The sequence below is a fragment of the Glycomyces albidus genome, from assembly GCF_009451885.1.
In the GTDB taxonomy this organism is placed as follows: Bacteria; Actinomycetota; Actinomycetes; order Mycobacteriales; family Micromonosporaceae; genus Glycomyces; species Glycomyces albidus.
In genome coordinates this window covers 61,429-79,058 of the sequence record NZ_WIAO01000011.1, presented here as the reverse complement: position 1 = coordinate 79,058, position 17,630 = coordinate 61,429, and the positions used below count along the sequence as shown (strand labels likewise).

The 17,630-nt window shown below is 72.2% G+C and carries 19 protein-coding genes and 1 riboswitch; of the genes, 7 read left to right on the top strand and 12 right to left on the bottom strand.

Going from position 1 to position 17,630, the window contains the following annotated elements; genetic code table 11:
• Positions 1-6: 6 nt before the first annotated feature.
• Both GFD30_RS11220 and GFD30_RS11215 read right to left on the bottom strand, forming a co-directional pair.
• On the bottom strand, positions 7-939 hold the full coding sequence (locus GFD30_RS11220) for a DUF58 domain-containing protein (RefSeq protein WP_322633161.1): 933 nt from the start codon (positions 937-939) through the stop codon (positions 7-9).
• A gap of 4 nt (positions 940-943) precedes the next feature.
• Positions 944-2,032, bottom strand: a complete 1,089-nt coding sequence (locus GFD30_RS11215) for an AAA family ATPase (protein ID WP_153025295.1) — start codon at positions 2,030-2,032, stop codon at positions 944-946.
• A gap of 415 nt (positions 2,033-2,447) precedes the next feature.
• Here GFD30_RS11215 and GFD30_RS11210 point away from each other — a divergent pair, with 415 nt between their 5' ends.
• The 4 genes from GFD30_RS11210 to GFD30_RS11195 are packed head-to-tail and all read left to right on the top strand — an operon-like array spanning position 2,448 to position 5,362.
• Entirely contained in the window at positions 2,448-3,011 is a 564-nt protein-coding gene (locus GFD30_RS11210) for a dienelactone hydrolase family protein (RefSeq protein ID WP_153025294.1), read from the top strand.
• A gap of 23 nt (positions 3,012-3,034) precedes the next feature.
• Positions 3,035-3,427, top strand: a complete 393-nt coding sequence (locus tag GFD30_RS11205; RefSeq protein ID WP_153025293.1) for a hypothetical protein — start codon at positions 3,035-3,037, stop codon at positions 3,425-3,427.
• A gap of 7 nt (positions 3,428-3,434) precedes the next feature.
• Positions 3,435-3,941, top strand: a complete 507-nt coding sequence (locus GFD30_RS11200) for a PH domain-containing protein (protein ID WP_153025292.1) — start codon at positions 3,435-3,437, stop codon at positions 3,939-3,941.
• Positions 3,938-5,362 carry a PH domain-containing protein gene (locus tag GFD30_RS11195; protein WP_153025291.1) on the top strand — a complete coding sequence of 475 codons (1,425 nt, stop codon included), beginning with the start codon at positions 3,938-3,940 and terminating at the stop codon, positions 5,360-5,362. The genes GFD30_RS11200 and GFD30_RS11195 overlap by 4 nt, the downstream gene beginning before the upstream one ends.
• Before the next feature lie 169 nt (positions 5,363-5,531).
• Here the strand turns inward: GFD30_RS11195 and hisG are convergent, their stop codons facing one another.
• Both hisG and GFD30_RS11185 read right to left on the bottom strand, forming a co-directional pair.
• Positions 5,532-6,404, bottom strand: a complete 873-nt coding sequence (hisG, locus tag GFD30_RS11190; protein WP_153025290.1) for an ATP phosphoribosyltransferase — start codon at positions 6,402-6,404, stop codon at positions 5,532-5,534.
• A gap of 14 nt (positions 6,405-6,418) precedes the next feature.
• On the bottom strand, positions 6,419-6,682 hold the full coding sequence (locus GFD30_RS11185) for a phosphoribosyl-ATP diphosphatase (RefSeq protein ID WP_322633160.1): 264 nt from the start codon (positions 6,680-6,682) through the stop codon (positions 6,419-6,421).
• Between the two features lie 212 nt (positions 6,683-6,894).
• Here GFD30_RS11185 and GFD30_RS11180 point away from each other — a divergent pair, with 212 nt between their 5' ends.
• Positions 6,895-7,602 carry a GH12 family glycosyl hydrolase domain-containing protein gene (locus GFD30_RS11180; RefSeq protein ID WP_153025289.1) on the top strand — a complete coding sequence of 236 codons (708 nt, stop codon included), beginning with the start codon at positions 6,895-6,897 and terminating at the stop codon, positions 7,600-7,602.
• Between the two features lie 53 nt (positions 7,603-7,655).
• Here the strand turns inward: GFD30_RS11180 and GFD30_RS11175 are convergent, their stop codons facing one another.
• Together GFD30_RS11175 and GFD30_RS11170 are read right to left on the bottom strand one after the other, a co-directional pair.
• Positions 7,656-9,338, bottom strand: coding sequence for a glycoside hydrolase family 2 TIM barrel-domain containing protein (locus GFD30_RS11175; protein WP_153025288.1), 1,683 nt, complete (start codon positions 9,336-9,338; stop codon positions 7,656-7,658).
• A 169-nt stretch (positions 9,339-9,507) separates the two neighbouring features.
• Entirely contained in the window at positions 9,508-10,284 is a 777-nt protein-coding gene (locus GFD30_RS11170; protein ID WP_194201928.1) for a TetR/AcrR family transcriptional regulator, read from the bottom strand.
• Positions 10,285-10,392: 108 nt separating this feature from the next.
• Here GFD30_RS11170 and GFD30_RS11165 point away from each other — a divergent pair, with 108 nt between their 5' ends.
• Complete coding sequence (locus GFD30_RS11165) at positions 10,393-11,304, top strand: NmrA family NAD(P)-binding protein (protein WP_153025286.1); 912 nt, start codon at positions 10,393-10,395, stop codon at positions 11,302-11,304.
• On the opposite strand, the gene GFD30_RS11160 is transcribed toward GFD30_RS11165, so the two are convergent.
• Complete coding sequence (locus GFD30_RS11160; protein ID WP_153025285.1) at positions 11,301-11,582, bottom strand: DUF1905 domain-containing protein; 282 nt, start codon at positions 11,580-11,582, stop codon at positions 11,301-11,303. The genes GFD30_RS11165 and GFD30_RS11160 overlap by 4 nt on opposite strands.
• Positions 11,583-11,756: 174 nt before the next feature.
• On the opposite strand from GFD30_RS11160, the gene GFD30_RS11155 reads away from it, so the two are divergent.
• The gene (locus tag GFD30_RS11155; RefSeq protein ID WP_153025284.1) at positions 11,757-13,208 is read left to right on the top strand and encodes a glycosyltransferase family 39 protein; all 1,452 of its coding nucleotides are present in this window, start codon (positions 11,757-11,759) and stop codon (positions 13,206-13,208) included.
• A gap of 95 nt (positions 13,209-13,303) precedes the next feature.
• Here the strand turns inward: GFD30_RS11155 and ribH are convergent, their stop codons facing one another.
• The 5 genes from ribH to rpe all read right to left on the bottom strand — a co-directional run bounded on the left by ribH (position 13,304) and on the right by rpe (position 17,615).
• On the bottom strand, positions 13,304-13,774 hold the full coding sequence (ribH, locus tag GFD30_RS11150) for a 6,7-dimethyl-8-ribityllumazine synthase (protein ID WP_153025283.1): 471 nt from the start codon (positions 13,772-13,774) through the stop codon (positions 13,304-13,306).
• A 2-nt stretch (positions 13,775-13,776) separates the two neighbouring features.
• A complete protein-coding gene (locus GFD30_RS11145) occupies positions 13,777-15,018 on the bottom strand; it encodes a bifunctional 3,4-dihydroxy-2-butanone-4-phosphate synthase/GTP cyclohydrolase II (protein WP_407649020.1) in 1,242 nt (413 codons plus the stop codon).
• Positions 15,019-15,023: 5 nt separating this feature from the next.
• Positions 15,024-15,614 carry a riboflavin synthase gene (locus GFD30_RS11140; RefSeq protein WP_194201927.1) on the bottom strand — a complete coding sequence of 197 codons (591 nt, stop codon included), beginning with the start codon at positions 15,612-15,614 and terminating at the stop codon, positions 15,024-15,026.
• Between the two features lie 90 nt (positions 15,615-15,704).
• Positions 15,705-15,846, bottom strand: a riboswitch (FMN riboswitch).
• Between the two features lie 79 nt (positions 15,847-15,925).
• Complete coding sequence (locus GFD30_RS11135) at positions 15,926-16,912, bottom strand: GGDEF domain-containing response regulator (RefSeq protein WP_153025282.1); 987 nt, start codon at positions 16,910-16,912, stop codon at positions 15,926-15,928.
• A 7-nt stretch (positions 16,913-16,919) separates the two neighbouring features.
• Positions 16,920-17,615 carry a ribulose-phosphate 3-epimerase gene (gene rpe / locus GFD30_RS11130; protein ID WP_322633159.1) on the bottom strand — a complete coding sequence of 232 codons (696 nt, stop codon included), beginning with the start codon at positions 17,613-17,615 and terminating at the stop codon, positions 16,920-16,922.
• Positions 17,616-17,630: the final 15 nt, after the last annotated feature.

Below are 17,630 nucleotides of genomic sequence, written 5' to 3'. Positions count from 1 at the left end.
GTTGCGTCAGCGGTAGGCGGCGAGGTGCCGGCGTTCGGCGACGAACGCGGCGATGTCGCGCAGCCAGTCCGAGCCGGTCGAGAGGCGCAGGTGGGCGGCCCCGCCCGAGCGGATCCCGGTGGCGATGCGGGCGCGCTGCTCGGCGGCGGCCTCGGCGTAGCGGGCGCGGAAGCGGGCGTTGCCGGTCTGGATCTCCACGGTCTGGCCGGTCTCGGGGTCGATGAGGTCGAGGACGCCGACGTCGGGGAGCGCGAGTTCGGCGGGGTCGAGGACCTCGACGCACAGGACCTGCTGGCGGACGGCGAGGCGGCGCAGTTCGCGGGGCCAGTCGCTCGGGTTCGCCTCGTCTTCGAGGAAGTCGGAGACCACGACGGCGAGACCGCGGCGGCGGGCGTGGCGCCGGGTCTTGTCGATGAGTTCGGCGAGGCCGTGCCCGTGCGCTTCCCGGCCTTCGGCTTTCGCGGGGTCGGCCCCCGCCGCGCGCGGGAGGGTGGTGACGGCGCGCAGGAGCGAGCGGGCGCCGCCGCGGCCGGGCCGCGGCGGGATCGCCTTGGCGGGGCCGCCGTCGGTGACGACGGCGCCGATGCGGTTGCCGCCGCGGCCGGCGAGGTAGGCGAACGCGGCGACGGCGCCTTCGGCGAGGTCGCGTTTGAGCATGCCGACGGTGCCGAAGTCGAGGCTCGGCGAGAGGTCGATCGCCAGCCACGTCTCGAGTTCTCGGTCGGCGATGGTGGTGCGCACGTGCGGGGTCGTGGTGCGGGCGGTGACGGGCCAGTCCATGCGCCGCACGTCGTCCCCGGCCCGGTACTCGCGGGCTTCGCCGGGCTCGGAGCCGGGGCCGGGGAGCAGGCCCAGGTAGTCGCCGTGGAGCAGCCCGTCGAGGCGGCGGGTGACGAGGAGCTGGAGGCGGTCGAGGGCGCGCAGGTCGGCGGCGTTCACGCGGCTACCAGGCCCCCGGCTGCTGGGGCTGCTGGTAGGACGGCTCCGAGGTCGGGCGCGGCGCGGCGTCCTGGCGCGGCGTGACCGTGGGGGCCGGGACGGCGGCGAGGAGCTGCCCGACGAGGCGGTCGGAGGTGATGCCGTCGGCCATGGCGTCGTAGGAGAGCACGAGCCGGTGGCGCAGGACGTCGGGGGCGATGTCGTCGAGGTCCTGCGGGAGCGCGTAGTCGCGGCCGCGCAGGAGTGCGATGGCGCGGGTGGCGCGGATGAGGCCGAGGGAGGCGCGCGGGCTGGCCCCGTACTGGATGTGCCGGCTGATGGCGCCCAGTCCCGCGGCGGCGGGGTTGCGGGTGGCCATGACGATGCGCACGGCGTAGTCGACGAGGGCGTTGTGGATGAACACGCCGTCGGCGGCCTGCTGGAGGCGCAGGAGGTCGTCGGTGTCGAGGACCCGGTCGGGCACGGGCGAGTCGACGCCCATGCGGAAGACGATCTCGCGCTCTTCGGCGTCGGTGGGGTAGCCGACGTTGACCTTGAACAGGAACCGGTCGCGCTGGGCCTCGGGGAGCGGGTAGACGCCCTCCTGCTCGATCGGGTTCTGGGTGGCCATCACCAGGAACGGCTTGGGGAGGACGTGGGTCTGGCCGCCGATGGAGATGCGCTGCTCGGCCATGACCTCGAGCATCGCGGACTGGACCTTCGCGGGGGCGCGGTTGATCTCGTCGGCGAGCACGAAGTTGGTGTAGACCGGGCCGAGTTCGACGTCGAAGGACTCCGAGGACTGCCGGTAGATGCGGGTGCCGACGATGTCGGCGGGCACCAGGTCGGGCGTGAACTGGATGCGGTTGAACTCGGCGCCGACGACCTTCGCCATGGTCTCGACCGCGAGGGTCTTGGCGACGCCGGGCACGCCCTCGATCAGGCAGTGGCCGCGCGCGAGCAGGGCCGCGAACATCCGCTCCACCAAGGCGTCCTGGCCGACGATGACCTTCTTGATCTCGAACAGGGCCTTCTCCAGCAGCGCGGCGTTCTCCGCGGGGGTGGGGAGGCCGCTCGAGCGGTCCTTCGAACGGTCGGCCTCGGACGATCCCATAGCGGCTCCAGCTCTCGTGGTCTTCTAACGGTCCGGTGCTGTCGATAGTAATTCGCCCGTTCGAGGGCCGCAGGGGGCCGGAGGGACCCGTTTCGCGCCTTCGCACCGCCTTTTGTCGGGAACCCGACAGTTTTCTCCGAACCCCTTGCGGCGCAGCAGGTCTAGACTGCGCTCGCCGAAATCCGGCAAACCCCTAGGGGGTGTTTGCCCTGGAGCGTGACACGCCGCGCGGATTCAATCCGTTGCTGCGAAATGTCGGAGCGCTATGCTTTCACCATCCCGCACGACTTCCCCCGTGGTCGTGCGGGACTTCTGTTTCCCGGGGCGCGCCCTTCCCGGACGCACTGGCGCCCGCGACCCACCGTGGCGGCTCGAGTACCGGCCCTGCGGCCCCGGCGCAACTAGAATCACTTTCATGCCCCGTCGTCGCCAGGCCCTCCTCCTACCGGGACGCAATTACAGCGTCCAAGGGCCGCTGCTGATGTACACCCACGTCGCATTGCAGTCCCGTGGGGCGCACACCTACCCGATCCAGTGGCGGAACGTCGACCGGCTCGCGGCCGACGGGCAGGCCATGGTCGAGGGCGTCTGCGAGCAGACCGAGGTCGTGCTCGACCGGGTCCACAACGACGACCCGCCGCTGCTGGTCGGCAAGTCCCTCGGCACCGCCGCCGCCGTCCTCGCCGCGCACCACGGGCTCCCGGCCGTCTGGTTCACCCCGCTGCTCCAGGACTACGCGATCGTCCAGGCGCTGCGCCGGGCCACCGCGCCGTTCCTGCTCATCGGCGGGACCGCCGACCCGGCGTGGAACCAGGCGCTCGCGCGCGAGCTGCCCGGCGAGGTCTGCGAGATCCGCGGCGCCGACCACGGCATGTTCCTGCGCGGGAGGCCGCTCGTGGACTCCGCCCACGCGCTCGCCGACGTCATCGAGGCCGTCGAGGCGTTCATCGACACAGCCGTCTGGCCTCGCCACGGGTGAGGGCGGTGGCGCACAATCGCACTGTGCCCGACGTTGATTCTCAGGACAGTGCTTCTCAAGACGGTGCCTCCCAGGACGGTGCTCCTCACGAGAGCGCTCCTCACGGCAGTGCCTCCGACGGCAGTGCTGCCACCGACGGCGCTTCTCGCGACGGCGCTGCCCGGGGAGGCGCGGCCCGCGCCGACGACGCGCAGGGCGGCGCGCCCTCCGACGAGGCGCCGGTGTGCTCCTCGCGCGGCTGCCGCCGCGAGGCCGCCTGGATGCTGCTGTGGCGCAATCCGCGCATCCACGGCAGCGACCGCGTGAAGCGCTGGGCCGCCTGCGACGAGCACCTGCCGGTCCTCCGCGAGTACCTGACCGTGCGCGGATTCCCGTGCGCCGTCGAGACAGTGCCCCCTTCCGGGACCGTGCAATGATCAAGGGATGAGCCCGAAAGCGACTCCGGTGTGGGACCTGTGGCCCGGCGATCTCGCATGGCAGCCGATGTCCCCGCGGCTGCGCACCGTGTGGGTGCTGCGGAGCCTCGTCAACGTCTTCCTGCTCGCGATCGTCGCGGCCGTGGGGCTGGTGATCTGGCTCGGATGGGACGGGCTCCTGTGGGCGTTCGGCGGGTACGTCGTCCTCGCGGGGCTGCGGTCCTGGACCGTGTCGCGGACCGTGGCGACCTGGGGCTACGCCGAGCGAGAAGAGGACCTGCTGGTGCGCCACGGGCTCCTGACGCGCCGGCTCAGCATCGTCCCCTACGGCCGCATCCAGCTCATCGACCTGTCCGCCGGGCCCATCGAGCGGATGTTCGGGCTGACGACGGTCCAGGTGCGCACCGCGGCGCTCGGTTCGACCACCGAGGTGCCCGGGCTCGACCCGCCCGTCGCGTCCGCGCTGCGCGACCGGCTCGCCGTCCGGGCCGCCGAGGTCCGGGAGGGCCTGTGAGCGACGAGCCCGCTCCCCCGCTCGCGGAGGCGCCGCTCGGGCCCCATGCGCCGAGCGCACCGCCCGAAGGCGCCAGGCGCCAGCGCCTGCACCCGCTCACGCCGCTGCTGGAGAGCTTCCGGTTCCTGACCGCGGCCGTCGCCGCCGCGGGCATCCAGGCGTTCACGTCGCGGAACTTCCTGTTCGCGATCTACATCGCGCTCGCGGCGGCCGTGGTCGGCGGGATCGCGAGCCTCATCGCGCTCCAGTACCGCGGCTTCGTCGTCTGGGGCCGCGAGCTGCACATCTACGGCGGCGTGTTCACGCGCAGCCACCGCACGGTCCCGCTGGACCGGCTCCAGTCGGTGGACCTGGCGCGGCCGATCCGGGCGCGGCTGTTCGGCTTGGCGCAGTTGAACATCGAGGTCGCCGGCGGCGACGGGACCGATGCGAGGCTGGCGTACCTGAAGGCCGACCGGGCGCTGGCGCTGCGGTCGGAGCTGCTGGCGATCGCCGGGCGTCCGGCGGCGGCGCAGGAGGCCGCGGCCGAAGCGGCGGCGTCAGAGGAGGCGGCGGCCGACCGGGACGCGGGGCTGCTGGTGCCGCAGGTGACGGTGAAGCGGCTGGCGCTGGCGTCGCTGCTGGAGGCGCTGCCGGTGCAGATCACGGCGCTCCTGGTGTTCGGCACGGCGTTCGCGGTGACCGGTTCGATCTTCGGGTTCAGCACGGTCGCGACCACGCTGTGGGTGGGGTTCTTCGCCCCGGCGCTGCTGGGGTACCTCCAGAGCACGGTGGCGGCGGTGAACCGGTTCCTGCGCAACGGCCGGTTCCGGATCGCGCGCGACGGCGGCAACCTGCTCGTCCAGCGGGGGCTGACGGACACGAGCCATGAGACGGTCCCGGTGGACCGGGTGACGGGCGTGGCCTTCGACGAGCCGGTCATGTGGCGTTCGCGGCGGTGGCGGCGCGTCGAGGTGTGGACGGCGGCGGTGGCGCAGCAGAGCGCCACGGCGGTCAAGTCGACGACGGCGCTGCCGGTCGGCGACCCGGACCAGGTCGCGGTGGTGGCCGCCGCGGCGGTCCCGGACCTCCCGAGCGTGTTCGACGTGGAGCGACCGCCGGCGCGGGTGCGGTGGCGGATGCCGTTGCGCTGGAAGCGGACAGGCGCGGCGCTCACGGAACGGGCGTTCGTGGTGCGGCACGGCGTGTGGGTGAACACCCATGTGGCGGTGCCGTATGCGCGGATCCAGTCGGTGCGGGTGACGCAGGGGCGCGTGCAGCGGATGCAGGGGGTCGCGACGGTGCGGGCGATGACGGCGGGCGGGCTGGGCCACGACGCGGTGGCGGCCCACCGCGACGCGGCAGAGGCGGTCGCCATGGCCGCGGAGCTGCGGGACCGCGCCGACGCCGCGGCCGCACGGGAGCGGCCGCGGCTGTCGTGACGGGACCGCCGGTGCGGGTCCGGTTGCGTGCCAGGGGGTGCGGCATCACCGGTGTCCGGGTCCGTTCGCTCGCTGCGCGATTGCGCGGGCGTCGCCGGGGACTCGGACCGGGACCAGGTGCGGCGAGCGGGCGAACGCGCCGGATGACGGCCGCCCGCTCGGCCGCGCCTCAGAGGCGGCAGGCGTCGATGTTGGAGGCGAGGATGCCGCGGGCGCCCAGCTCGTAGAGGGCGTCCATGACGCGGTGCAGGTCGGCGCGCTCGGTCATCGACTGGACGGCGACCCACCCTTCCCGATGCAGCGGCGAGATCGTCGGGGACTCGATGCCCGGGGTCAGCTCGACGGCGGCTTCGAGGAGTTCGGCGCGCACGTCGTAGGCGAGCATGACGTAGGAGCGGGCGACCAGGACGCCGCGGAGGCGCCGCAGGAGCTGCTCCACCGCTCGTTCGGTGGCCTGCCCGGCTTCGGTCGCGCTGTCGCCGTTGCCGGTCTTGCGGACCAGGACGGCCTCGGAGTGCATGATCGGGTCGCCGAAGACGGCGAGTCCGGCCTGCTTGAGGGTCGTGCCGGTCTCGACGACGTCGGCGATCGCGTCGGCGACGCCGAGGGCGATCGCGTTCTCCACCGCGCCGGCGAGTTCGACGATGGCGGTCTTGACGCCGTGCGCGTCGAGGTCGCGCTGGACCACGCCCGGGTAGGAGGTCGCGATGCGCTTGCCGTCGAGGCCGGCGACGGAGTCGATCTCGCCGGGACGGCCGGCGTAGCGGAAGGTGGATCGGCCGAAGCCGAGCGCGAGGACCTCTTCGACCTCGGCGCCGGAGTTCACGGCGAGGTCGCGGCCGGTGATGCCGAGGTCGAGGTCGCCGGAGGCGACGTAGGTGGCGATGTCGCCGGGGCGCAGGTAGAAGAATTCGACGCCGTTGTCGGCGTCCACGGACTGGAGGTCGCGGCTGGACCGGCGCTGCCGGTAGCCGGCCTCGGTCAGCATGTCGGTGGCGCCCTGTGAGAGCGCGCCCTTGTTGGGCACGGCGATGCGGAGCATGCGGATGGGCCTTTCTAGAGGTACCGGTAGACGTCTTCGACGCTGATGCCGCGGGCGACCATCATCACCTGCAGGTGGTAGAGGAGCTGGGAGATCTCCTCGGCCGCGGCTTCGTCCGACTCGTACTCGGCGGCCATCCAGACCTCGGCCGCCTCTTCGACGATCTTCTTGCCGATGGCATGGACGCCGGCGTCGAGGGCGGCGACGGTGCCGGAGCCCTCGGGTCGGGTGACTGCTTTCTCGGCGAGTTCGGCGTAGAGCTGCTCGAAGGTCTTCACGTCCGCGAATTCTACGCGCCGGACCCGGCGGGACCGCTGCCGACGCGGCGCGGCGACCGCTGGGCGGGACGGGTGGGACGCGAATCACGGCGGGACGAAATCGCACGTTTCGGGCCTGGACATTAATTGGGTCGCATGATCTAATTAAAGTATCGACATTCGCGAATGAATGGCGACGACTGGACCTCCACTCATGAGAAAGGCGTTCCGCCATGCGACGCAGATCGCTCCTCACCGCCGCGCTGGCCGCCCCCGTGGCCACCGCGGGCGCCGTCGGCGCCCTCCAATCCCCGGCACAGGCCGCCGCCTGGTCCTCTTCGGACCGCTGGGCGACCTGGCAGAACGGCGGTTACACGCTCTACAACAACATCTGGGGCTCCGGGTACGGGCCGCAGTCGATCTGGGCGAACTCGTACAGCAACTGGGGCGTGTGGGCGAACCACCCGAACACCGGCGGCATCAAGTCCTACCCGAACGTGTCGCGCACGCTCGGGCGCCAGGTCTCCAACATGGGGAACGTGACGAGCAACCTCAACGTCACGGTGCCGACCAGCGGCTCCGGCCTGGCCTACAACACCGCCTACGACGTGTGGGGCAACGGCCACGCCCACGAGATCATGATCTGGACCCAGTGGTACGGCCCGGTCGGGCCGATCGGCGGCCACCAGACCACGGTCAACCTCGGCGGCCGCAACTGGCGCTACCACCAGGGCAGCAACGGGTCCAACCCGGTCTACAGCTTCCTGGCGGAGAGCCAGTTCACCAGCGGGTCGGTGAACATCACCGCGATCTGCCAGTGGCTGGTCAACACCGGGCGGATGCCGAACGTGCGGATCGACCAGATCCAGCTCGGCTGGGAGATCACCTCGTCCTCGGGCGGGCGCGACTTCCGCGTCAACAGCTACTCGCTGAACTTCTAGCGGGCCGGAGAGGGCCTCCCGGCTTGGGGCGGGAGGCCCTCTCCGCTTGCGCCTCAATCGGCGCGGCCGGCGCTCCGGAACCGCTCGCGGACGGCCTTGTACGCCTGCTTGGGGCGGCGGTACTCGTCGACGAGGCCCTTGTCGTTGACGCCGCGGGGGCGGGTGAGGGCCATGCGGCGCAGCTCGGTGGTCTTGAAGTCGCCGAGGACCCAGATGGCCAGGCCGGAGATGCGGTCCTGGCCCTCGAGGACGTGGTCGACGACGGCGGCGAGCAGCTCGGCCTGGTAGTCCTCGGTCCACAGTGATCCGTTGGCGTCGTTCCAGCCGGGCACCGCGCCGGCGCCGATCTCGGAGACGATCAGCGGCTTGTCGCCGTGCCCGAGGGCGTCGACGTGGGCGGCGATGCGGTCGAGTTCGGCCGGGATCCCCGGCACGTCGCCGAAGTACCAGCCGGGGTAGGTGTTCGCGCTGACGACGTCGACCAGGTCGAAGCACTTGTCGTCGTGGGCGTTGATGCTCGCGTACGTGACCGGCCGGGTCGGGTCGAGCTCGCGCAGGCGGCCCAGGAGCCGCTCGTAGACCGGGTATCCGGCCTCGGACCAGCTCGGGCACTCGTTGAGGATGCCCCACAGCAGGATCGAGGGGTGGTTCTGCGCGGCGGCGACCATCTCGCCGATGTGCGCGAGCTGGGCCTCGACGAACGCCGGGTCGGTGAGGTGCTCGACCGGGTACTGCCAGCCGATCGACTCGCACCACACCAGGATCCCGGCCTCGTCGCACAGATCCAGGAACAGCGGGTCGAGCGGGTAGTGGCTGCCGCGCACGAAGTTCGCGCCGAGGTCGCGCAGCTGTTGGACGTCGGCCACGAGCAGCGGCGCGGGCTGGGCGTGGCCGAACTGCGGGTGGAGCTCGTGCCGGTTGACGCCCAGGAGCCGGACCGGTTCGCCGTTGACGGTGATGCGGCCGCCGGCGGTCGCGATCTCGCGCAGGCCGAAGCGCTCGCGCAGGTCGTCGCCGCCGAGGGCGACGGCGAGGACCGACAGGTTCGGGTCGGCCGGCGACCATGGTGCGGCCCAGGGGATCTCGAGGGTGCGGGTGATCGAGCCGGCGGCGTCGAGGTCGACGTCCTCGGTGAGCACGGTCCGCCCGTCGCAATCGATTGCCAGGCGGGAGGGGCCGGGCGTGTCGGCGGTGTAGTCGATCCGGACCTCGATGCGCCGCTCGGCGACCGAGGCGGTGTCGATCTTGAGGCCGTCGACGCGGACCGGGCCGAGCGCGTGGAGTTCGACGCTGCGGCTGATGCCGCCGAAGTGGTACCAGTCGAAGTGCTCCATGTGGAGCGGGGAGCGCTCGCCGAAGCGGTTGTCGACCAGGACCGTGATCTCGGCTTCGCCGGCGTCGGCGTCGGTCTCGGCCCAGAAGCGCGTGAAGCCGCCCGCGTGGTCGCGGATCGGGCGGCCGTTCCACAGGACCCGGCACCAGTGCTGGACGCCGTCGAAGACCAGGCGCCGGCGGCCGGCGCCGGTGCGCACGCGGGTGCGGTAGGCGGCCAGGCCGCGGCGGCCGGCGTATGCGGGGGTGGCGTCCCAGCAGCCGGGGACGGCCATGAGGTCGTCGAAGGCGAGGTCGGCGGCCGCCACGTCGTCGGGCTCGACGTCGCCGAGGAAGGCGAAGTCCCAGACGCCGTCGAGGACGGTGACCGGGCGCAGCTCATGGGCGGTGAATCGACGGGTCAAGGCGGTCTCCTCCGAAGGGGTCGACGGTAAGCCGTGTCGATCCTAGGCGAGCGTTTACCGGTCAAGCAATAGTTCGGGGCGGCTCCGGCGGCAGGATGCGGCGGCGGCCTGCGCGGCAGCGCCCTCGGCGCAAGGCGCAGCGGTTCCGAGGGGCGGCGCCGGGCGCCGGTCAGGCGGCCTTCCGCTTGTCGCGGAACGCCTTCTGGCGGCAGGCCGGGGAGCAGTACTTGGCGGGGCGGCCGGTGGCGGTCGGCGCGATCGGTCCGCCGCACACCGGGCAGGCGCGTTCCGTTACGGATATTTCGTTACGAGCCTCGCGCTCGGGTCGCGTTTCGTTACGAAGTCCGGGGTTCCGTTCCGCGCGGAGCCCGTCCCACACGATCTCGGCGAGCCGGCGGGCCTGGTCCTTCGAGGTGGTGGACCGGACGATGCCGGTGCACCCGGACATGAGGGCCCGGACATCGCTCGCGTCCAGGTCGGCGCGTACGGCCCCGGCCCGCTGGGCGCGGCGCAGGAGCACGCCGAGGGGCGCGTCGATGACGCACTTCCCGCCCGCCTTCTCGGGTTCGATCCAGTCGCCGCGGGCGGCGAGGGCCTCGCAGATGGCCCGGTTCTCCAGGGCCCGGCCGGTGATGAACCGCAGGTACCCGAAGAAGGCCGCCTCGGGGTCGGGCTCGCGCAGGGCCCGCTCGCCGAACTCGCCGATCTGGGACAGGCGGTGGTCCAGGATCGTCGCGAGCAGCGCGTCCTTGGTCGGGAAGTGGCGGTAGACGGTGCCGGCGCCGACGCCGGCCGCGGCGGCGATCTCCCCCAGGGAGACCGCGGTGCCGCGCTCGCCGAAGAGGCGGTCGGCCGTCTCCAGCACCTTGAGCCGGTTGCGCTGGGCGTCAGCGCGTTCGGCCCGCTTCGCGGTGCCCCTGGCCGCGTCCTCCGCAGTCGTCTCCAACGTGCCCCCTCTCGCGCCCGCTGTTAAACGGGTGTAGTGTTCCGTTTCAACAACCGGGTCGCCGACTCCGATACTAGTCGGCGGCCGAAGGAACGGAAAGGACCGCTCATGGCCCCCACGGACAGGACCATTCTCGTGACCGGCGCGACCGGCCGTCAGGGCGGGGCCGTCGCGGCCCGGCTCCTCGCCGACGGCTGGCGGGTCCGGGCGCTGACCCGCGACGCGTCCAGCGCGAAGACCAAGGCGCTCAAGGAGGCCGGGGCCGAAGTCGTGGCCGGCGACCTCGACGACCGGGCATCGCTCGACCGGGCGGCCGAGGGCGTCTGGGGCGTCTTCAGCGTCCACGCGGGCTCGTACGAGGGAGGGCCGTACGGGCACGACCTCGGACACGAGGAGCGCTCGGCCGCGAACCTGGCGGCGGCGGCGAAGGCCGCTGGGGCCGCGCACCTCGTCCACTCCTCGGTGATCGGCGTCGGCGGGCCGCTCGAACCGCACATGGACATGCTGCAGCGCAAGTCCGCAGCCGAGCGCGCGATCGAGGCGGGCGGCGTCCCGTACACGTTCCTGCGGCCCTCCGCGTTCATGGAGAACACGTTCGACTCCCCCAGGGAGCTCCAGGACGGCGCGCTGGTCTCGCTCCTGCACGCCGACACGTACGAGCCGCAGATCGCCGCCGCCGACATCGCGGCCTTCGCGGCGATCGCCTTCGCCGACCCCGAGGCGCACGCAGGCAAGGCGTACGAGCTCGCCGGAGACGACCTCACCCAGGTCGAGAAAGCGGCCCTCATCGCGCGCGTCACCGGGCGCGAGGTGCCGTTCGTGGGCATCGACGCCGCGCAGGCGCTGGCCGGCGACCCGACGACCGCGAAGACCATCGGCATGCTCAACCGGCACCGCATCGAGGTCGACATCGAGGCGCTGCGGCGGATCCACCCGGGCCTGCTGACCTTCGAGCAGTGGATGACCGGGATCGGCAGACCCCTGGTGGACGCCTACTTCGCGCGGCTCGACGCGGCTTAGGTCAGCCGCCGGGACAGATGGACGGTCACCGCTTCGCCGGCGGCGCCCTTGCCCAGGGCCTTCACGAGGGCGGCCCGGACCGGCAGCCAGTGCGGGCCCGAGCCCGAGGGCATCAGGGTCGCGGCGAACTCGTGGCCGTCCATCGTCCCGGTGACCTTCACGGCCTTGCGGGTGCCGAGCAGCTCGGCGGAGCCGGGCACGGTGAGGTAGGTCGGGAAGGACCCGTCCTTCTCGATCGGCGCGGTGAAGGTGTAGTCGAGATCCTGCGGGTCGGCCATGTCGTCTCCTCGGGTTCGTTGGTGCCCGTTGAGACGACGCCGGCGCCGCCGATTCATCGCGGCGGACGCGCCCGGCTTCCACGCGGCCGTCGATGTGATGCCGGAGGGACGAGTGGGGACCCGGAGCGGTACGCTCAGGGCCGGGCCCCCTCACCCTCGAAAGGCCGCCGATCCATGCGTCCTCTCCACCGACTCCACCCCGCACTGGCGAGCCTCGCGCTCGCCGCCGCGCTCGCCCTCACCAACGGCAGGTACGACTACCACCGCGACGAGCTGTACTTCCGCATGCTCGACCCCGCCTGGGGCTACGTCGACCAGCCGCCGCTCACCCCGCTGCTCGGGCAGGCCTCGATCGCGCTGTTCGGGGACGGCCTGTGGGCCCTGCGGCTGCCGTCGGTCCTGTGCATGATCGGCGTGCTGTGGCTCGCGGTGCTCATCACCCGCGAACTCGGCGGCGGCAGGGCCGCCCAGGCGCTGTGCGCCTGGGGCCTGGCGTTCGCCGGCGTCGCCCTCGCCTTCGGGCACACCCTTTCGACGGCCACAGTGGACCTCGTGGTGTGGGTGGCGGTGCTGCTGTTCGCGATCCGGGCCCTGATGCGCGACCCCCGGTGGTGGCTCGCGGTCGGCGCCGCGACCGGGATCGGGCTCTACAACAAGCACCTGGTCGTGCTGCTGCTCCTGAGCCTCGCGGTCGGACTGCTCGCCGCGGGCCCCAGGCGGGCGCTCGCCTCGAAGTGGCTGTGGGCGGGCGTCGCGATCGCGCTCGCCGTCGGGTCGCCGAACCTGGTCTACCAGGCCGTGAACGACTGGCCGCAGCTGGAGATGGCCTCGGCGATCGCTGAGGAGGACGGTGCCGAGAACCGGATCCTGCTGCTGCCCTTCCAGTTCCTGCTGGTCGGGCTGTTCCTCGTGCCGGTCTGGTTCGCGGGCGTCTGGGCGCTCGTCAGGCGCGCCGAGTGGCGGCCGATCCGCGCGCTCGCGATCGCCTACCCGGTGCTGCTGGCGGCCGTGCTCGTGACCGGCGGCCAGTTCTACTACCCGATGGGCCTGGTGATCGCGTTCTACGCGATCGGGTGCGTCCCGGTGGCGGCCTGGGCCCGCGGCCGGGGCCGCCGCGCCTGGCTGGTCGGCGCGGTCGCGCTCAACGCCGCGGTCTCCGCGGTCGTCGCCCTGCCGCTGATCCCCGTCGCGGCCGTCGGCGACACGCCGATCCCGGACATGAACAACTCGGTGCCCGACCAGGTCGGCTGGCAGGCGTACACCGACCAGGTCGAGGCCGTGGTCGCCGCGCTGCCGCCCGAGACCCGGGCGAACGCGGTGATCATCACCCAGAACTACGGCGAGGCCGGCGCGCTCGAGCGGTACGGCGAGGACCTGCCGCCGGTCTACAGCGGCCACAACGCCCTCCACGAGTACGGCCCGCCGCCCGCCGGGACCGACACGGTGATCGCGGTCGGGCTCGAACTCGGCGCGGTCGGCGCGTACTTCGACACGTGCGACCGCGCCGCCGAACTGGACAACCGCGTGGGGGTCGACAACGAGGAGCAGGGCGCGGTCGTCGCCGTCTGCCGGGGCCCGGTCCGCGCATGGGACCTGATGTGGCCGGACTTCCGGCACTACAGCTAGGCCGCCCGGCGGGTCGGAGCGGTCGTCATCCGGTCCACCGGTCACGCGTACGGCGAAGCCGCGCCCGCAGACGCGGGCGCGGCTTCGGTCGGCATTCAGTCCAGCGAGCGGATCGCCAGCGCGGCGCCGAGGGCGGCGACGACGGCCTCGTAGCCCTTGTCCTCGGTCGAGTCGGGGAACCCGGCGCGGGCGAGGGCCTGCTCCTGGTCGTCGACCGTGAGGACGCCGTGGGCGACCGGGGTCGACTCGTCGAGTGCGACCCGGGTGAGCCCTTCGGTGACGGACTTGCAGACGTAGTCGAAGTGGGCGGTGCCGCCGCGGATGACGGTGCCGAGGGCGACCACGGCGTCGTATCGGCGGGCGAGCGCCTGGGCGGCGACCGGGAGTTCGACGGCCCCGGCGACGTGCAGGACCTTGACCTCGGCGGCCTTGGCGTCCTCGGCGGCCTCGAGGGCGCGCTTGAGGAGCTGGCCGACGACGGCGGCGTTCCAGTCGGTGGCGACGATGCCGAGGGTGAGCCCGGTGGCGTCGGGGACCTTGGGTTCGGGTGCTCCTTGTCCGGACATGGCTATGCGGCTCCGAGTGCGTTGACGGGCGCGAGCCGGGGCAGGTCCGCGAGGAGGTGCCCCATGCGGTCGCGCTTGGTGGTGAGGTAGGCGATGTTGTCGGGCGTGGCGTAGGTCGGCAGTGCCACGCGCTCGACGACCTTGAGGCCGTGGCCTTCGATCCCGGCGCGCTTGTCCGGGTTGTTGGTCAGCAGCCGCATCGAGGTGATGCCGAGGTCGGCGAGGATCTGCGCGCCGATGCCCCAGTCGCGGGCGTCGGCGGGCAGGCCGAGTTCGAGGTTCGCGTCGACGGTGTCGCGGCCCTGGTCCTGGAGCTGGTAGGCCTGGAGCTTGTGGACCAGGCCGATGCCGCGGCCCTCGTGGCCGCGCATGTAGAGGACGACGCCGCGGCCTTCGGCCTCGACGGCGCGCAGGGCGGCCTGGAGCTGGGGCCCGCAGTCGCAGCGCAGCGAGCCGAAGGCGTCGCCGGTGAGGCACTCGGAGTGGACGCGGACGAGGACGTCCTCGCCGTCGCCGATGTCGCCCTTGACGAGCGCGACGTGCTCGTTGCCGTCGAAGACGGCGCGGTAGCCGATCGCGGTGAACTCCCCCGCCTCGAGCGGGAGGCGGGCCTCGGCGAGGCGCTTGACGTGGACTTCGTTGCGCTGGCGCCATTCGGCGAGCTGGGCGACGGTGATGAACGGCAGGCCGTGTTCGTCGGCGAAGTCGCGGAGTTCGGGGCCGCGCATCATGGAGCCGTCGTCGTTCATCATCTCGGAGATCGCGCCGATCGGCTGCTTGCCGGCGAGACGGGTGAGGTCCACGGCGGCCTCGGTGTGGCCGCGGCGGACGAGCACGCCGCCGTCCTTGGCGCGCAGGGGGACGACGTGTCCGGGCCGGTTCAGGTCGGTCGCCAGGGTCGCGGGGTCGCCGAGGACGCGGATGGTCTGGGCGCGGTCGGCCGCGGAGATGCCGGTGGTGACGCCCTTGCGGGCGTCGACGGTGACGGCGAACGCGGTGCCCTTGTAGTCCTGGTTGACGTGGTAGGCCGGGGGCAGGTCGAGCCGGTCGGCGGTGTCCTCGGGCATGGCGACGCAGATGTATCCGCCGGTGTGGCGGATCGTGAACGCGAGCAGTTCGGTGGTGGCGTCCTCGGCGGCGAAGACGATGTCGCCTTCGTTCTCGCGGTCGGCGTCGTCGGCGACGATCACGGCCCGCCCTGCGGCGATGGCCTTGATCGCGTCTTCCACGGTGTCCAGGCGGATGTCGTTCACAACGCGCTCCCGGTGCTCTGCAGCAGCTTCTCGACGTGCTTGGCGACGACGTCGGTCTCGATGTGGACCGGGTCGCCGGCCTGTTTGCGGCCCAGGGTGGTCGCTTCCAGGGTGGTGGGGATGAGGCCGACGGTGAACTCGTCGCCGTCGATGGCCGCGACGGTGAGGGAGGTGCCGTCGACGGTGATGGACCCCTTCTCGACGACGTACTTGGCGAGGCCGGGGGGCAGGCGGAAGGTGACTTCCTCCCATTCGGCGGCCGGGGTGCGCTTGACGAGGCGGGCGACGCCGTCGACGTGGCCCTGCACGAGGTGCCCGCCGAGGCGGGTGGTGAGGGTGGCGGCGCGTTCGAGGTTGACCCGGTCGCCTTCGCGGAGGTCGCCGATGGCGGTGCGGCGGTAGGTCTCCTCCATGACGTCGGCGTGGAAGACGTCGCCTTCGACGAGGGTCACGGTGAGGCACACGCCGTTGACGCTGATCGAGTCGCCGAGTGCGGCGTCCGTGGTGACGAGCGGGCCGCGGATGGCGAGGAACGCCTCGTCGGCCTTGACGACTTCGCCGAGTTCTTCGACGATTCCGGTGAACACGGGTGGAACCCCCTACCTGCTGCGGTTGTCAGTTCACGCGCAGGCGGGGGCAAGAGAAATGCGCGCAGGCGCCGTCGAAGGCGGCCCGCGTTGCGTCTGCTCCCATCCGGACTTTGACCGTCGGTCCTGGATTCTCACCAGGTCAACCGTCCGCTGGTTGCGGACGGGTCGCGGACTTGCGGCCTTGGCCGCTCACCGCCGGCTCGGAATTTCACCGACCCCGCTGACGCGCGTTTGCTACAAGGAATTGTGCCACGCCGGTATTCCGCGGCGGTCCGTACTGTGACGCACCCTACTGGCGGCGGGGCGGTTCAGTGCTCGTTCGTCCAGAACACGGGGCGGCGGCCGGTGCGGCCGGGGGTCCGGCCCTCGGGGTAGGCGACGTAGTTGCCGGTGTGGGATTTGGCGACGCTCTTGAGGGCGGTGGCCTCGGCGACGGCCTCGTAGGCGTCGGAGAAGCGCCGCTGGGTGGAGAGGGCGACGCCGATGGAGAGGGTGGGCAGGCGGGAGCGGGTCATGCGCCGGGAGGTGCGGTCGGCGTGCTCGATGTAGCCGCGTTCGACGTCGGCGGGGTCGCAGAGCTGGCGGACGCGGCGCGCGAAGTGGTCGTTGAGGAACCCGGTGACGGCTTCGACGTGTTCGGGGACGCACAGGATGGTGAAGTCGTCGCCGCCGACGTGGCCGAGGAAGACCGGGGCTGCGCCGGCGTCGCCGGCGGCGGAGTAGACGCATTCGGCGAGGCCCTTGATGAACTCGTCGCCGCGGACGAACCCGTAGACGTCGTTGACCGCTTTGAACTGGTCGATGTCGATGTAGCAGAGGGCGAACGGGTCGCCGCGCTTGATCCAGGACTGGAGTTCGCGGAGGATGCGGTCGTTGCCGGGCATGCCGGTGAGCGGGGAGGACTCGCGGACCTCGCGGTGGCGGCGGATCGCGGAGCCGATGCGGGCGGAGACCTCGGCGGGGTCGAAGGGCTTGGCGATGTAGTCGTCGGCGCCGGCCTTGAGCCCGGCGATCTTGTCGGCCGAGGAGGGCTGGGCGCCGAGGAGGATGATCGGCAGGCTCGCGGTGGCCGGGTCGGCGCGGAGCTGCCGGGTGAGGGCGAGGCCGTCGATGAACGGCAGGACGGCTTCGAGGAGGACGATGCCGGGGCGGCGCAGGGCGATGCCGGCGAGGGCCTGGTAGCCGTCGCGGGCGAGCGCGGTGTCGAAGCCGTCGGCCCTCAGTCTCGCGGCGAGGAATTCCGCGATCTCGGGGTCGGCGTCGGCGATGAGGACCAGGTCAGGGGTGGGGGCCATGGGGCGCTCATCGGGGTGTTCGCGCCGCGTCGGCGCGGGCGCGCAGGCGCCTGGCCGCATCGGCTGGGTCGGCGGCGCCGTAGACCGCGGTGCCGGCGACGAAGGCGTCGGCTCCGGCTTCGGCGGCGGCCGCGATGGTGTCCTCGGCGATGCCGCCGTCGACTTCGATGCGCAGTTCGAGGTGGCCGGAGTCGGCGCGCCTGCGGGCGGTGCGGACCTTGTCGAGCATGGCGGGGATGAACTCCTGGCCGCCGAATCCGGCCTTGATCGTCATGATCAGGAGCGTGTCGAACTCGGGGAGAAGGTCGAGGTAGTCCTCGACGGGGGTGTCGCGGTCGACGGCGAGGCCGGCTTTCGCGCCTGCAGCGCGCAAGTCCTTGGCGAGGGCGACGGGGTCGTCGGCGGCCTCGGCGTGGAAGGTGACGTTGTAGGCGCCGAGTTCGGCGTAGCCGACGGCCCACCGGTCGGGCCGCTCGATCATGAGGTGGCAGTCGAGCGGGATGTCCGTGGCGGCCTTGAGGGACTTGACGATCGGGGGGCCGAGGGTGAGGTTGGGGACGAAGTGGTTGTCCATCACGTCGACGTGGAGCCAGTCCACGGCGCCTTCGACCGCGTCGGCCGCCTCGGCGAGGCGGGCGAAGTCCGCCGCCAGGAGGCTCGGGGCGATGACGGTGTCGGCCTGCGCCGCTTGGAACTGTGCCACACGGACAGTGTAGGT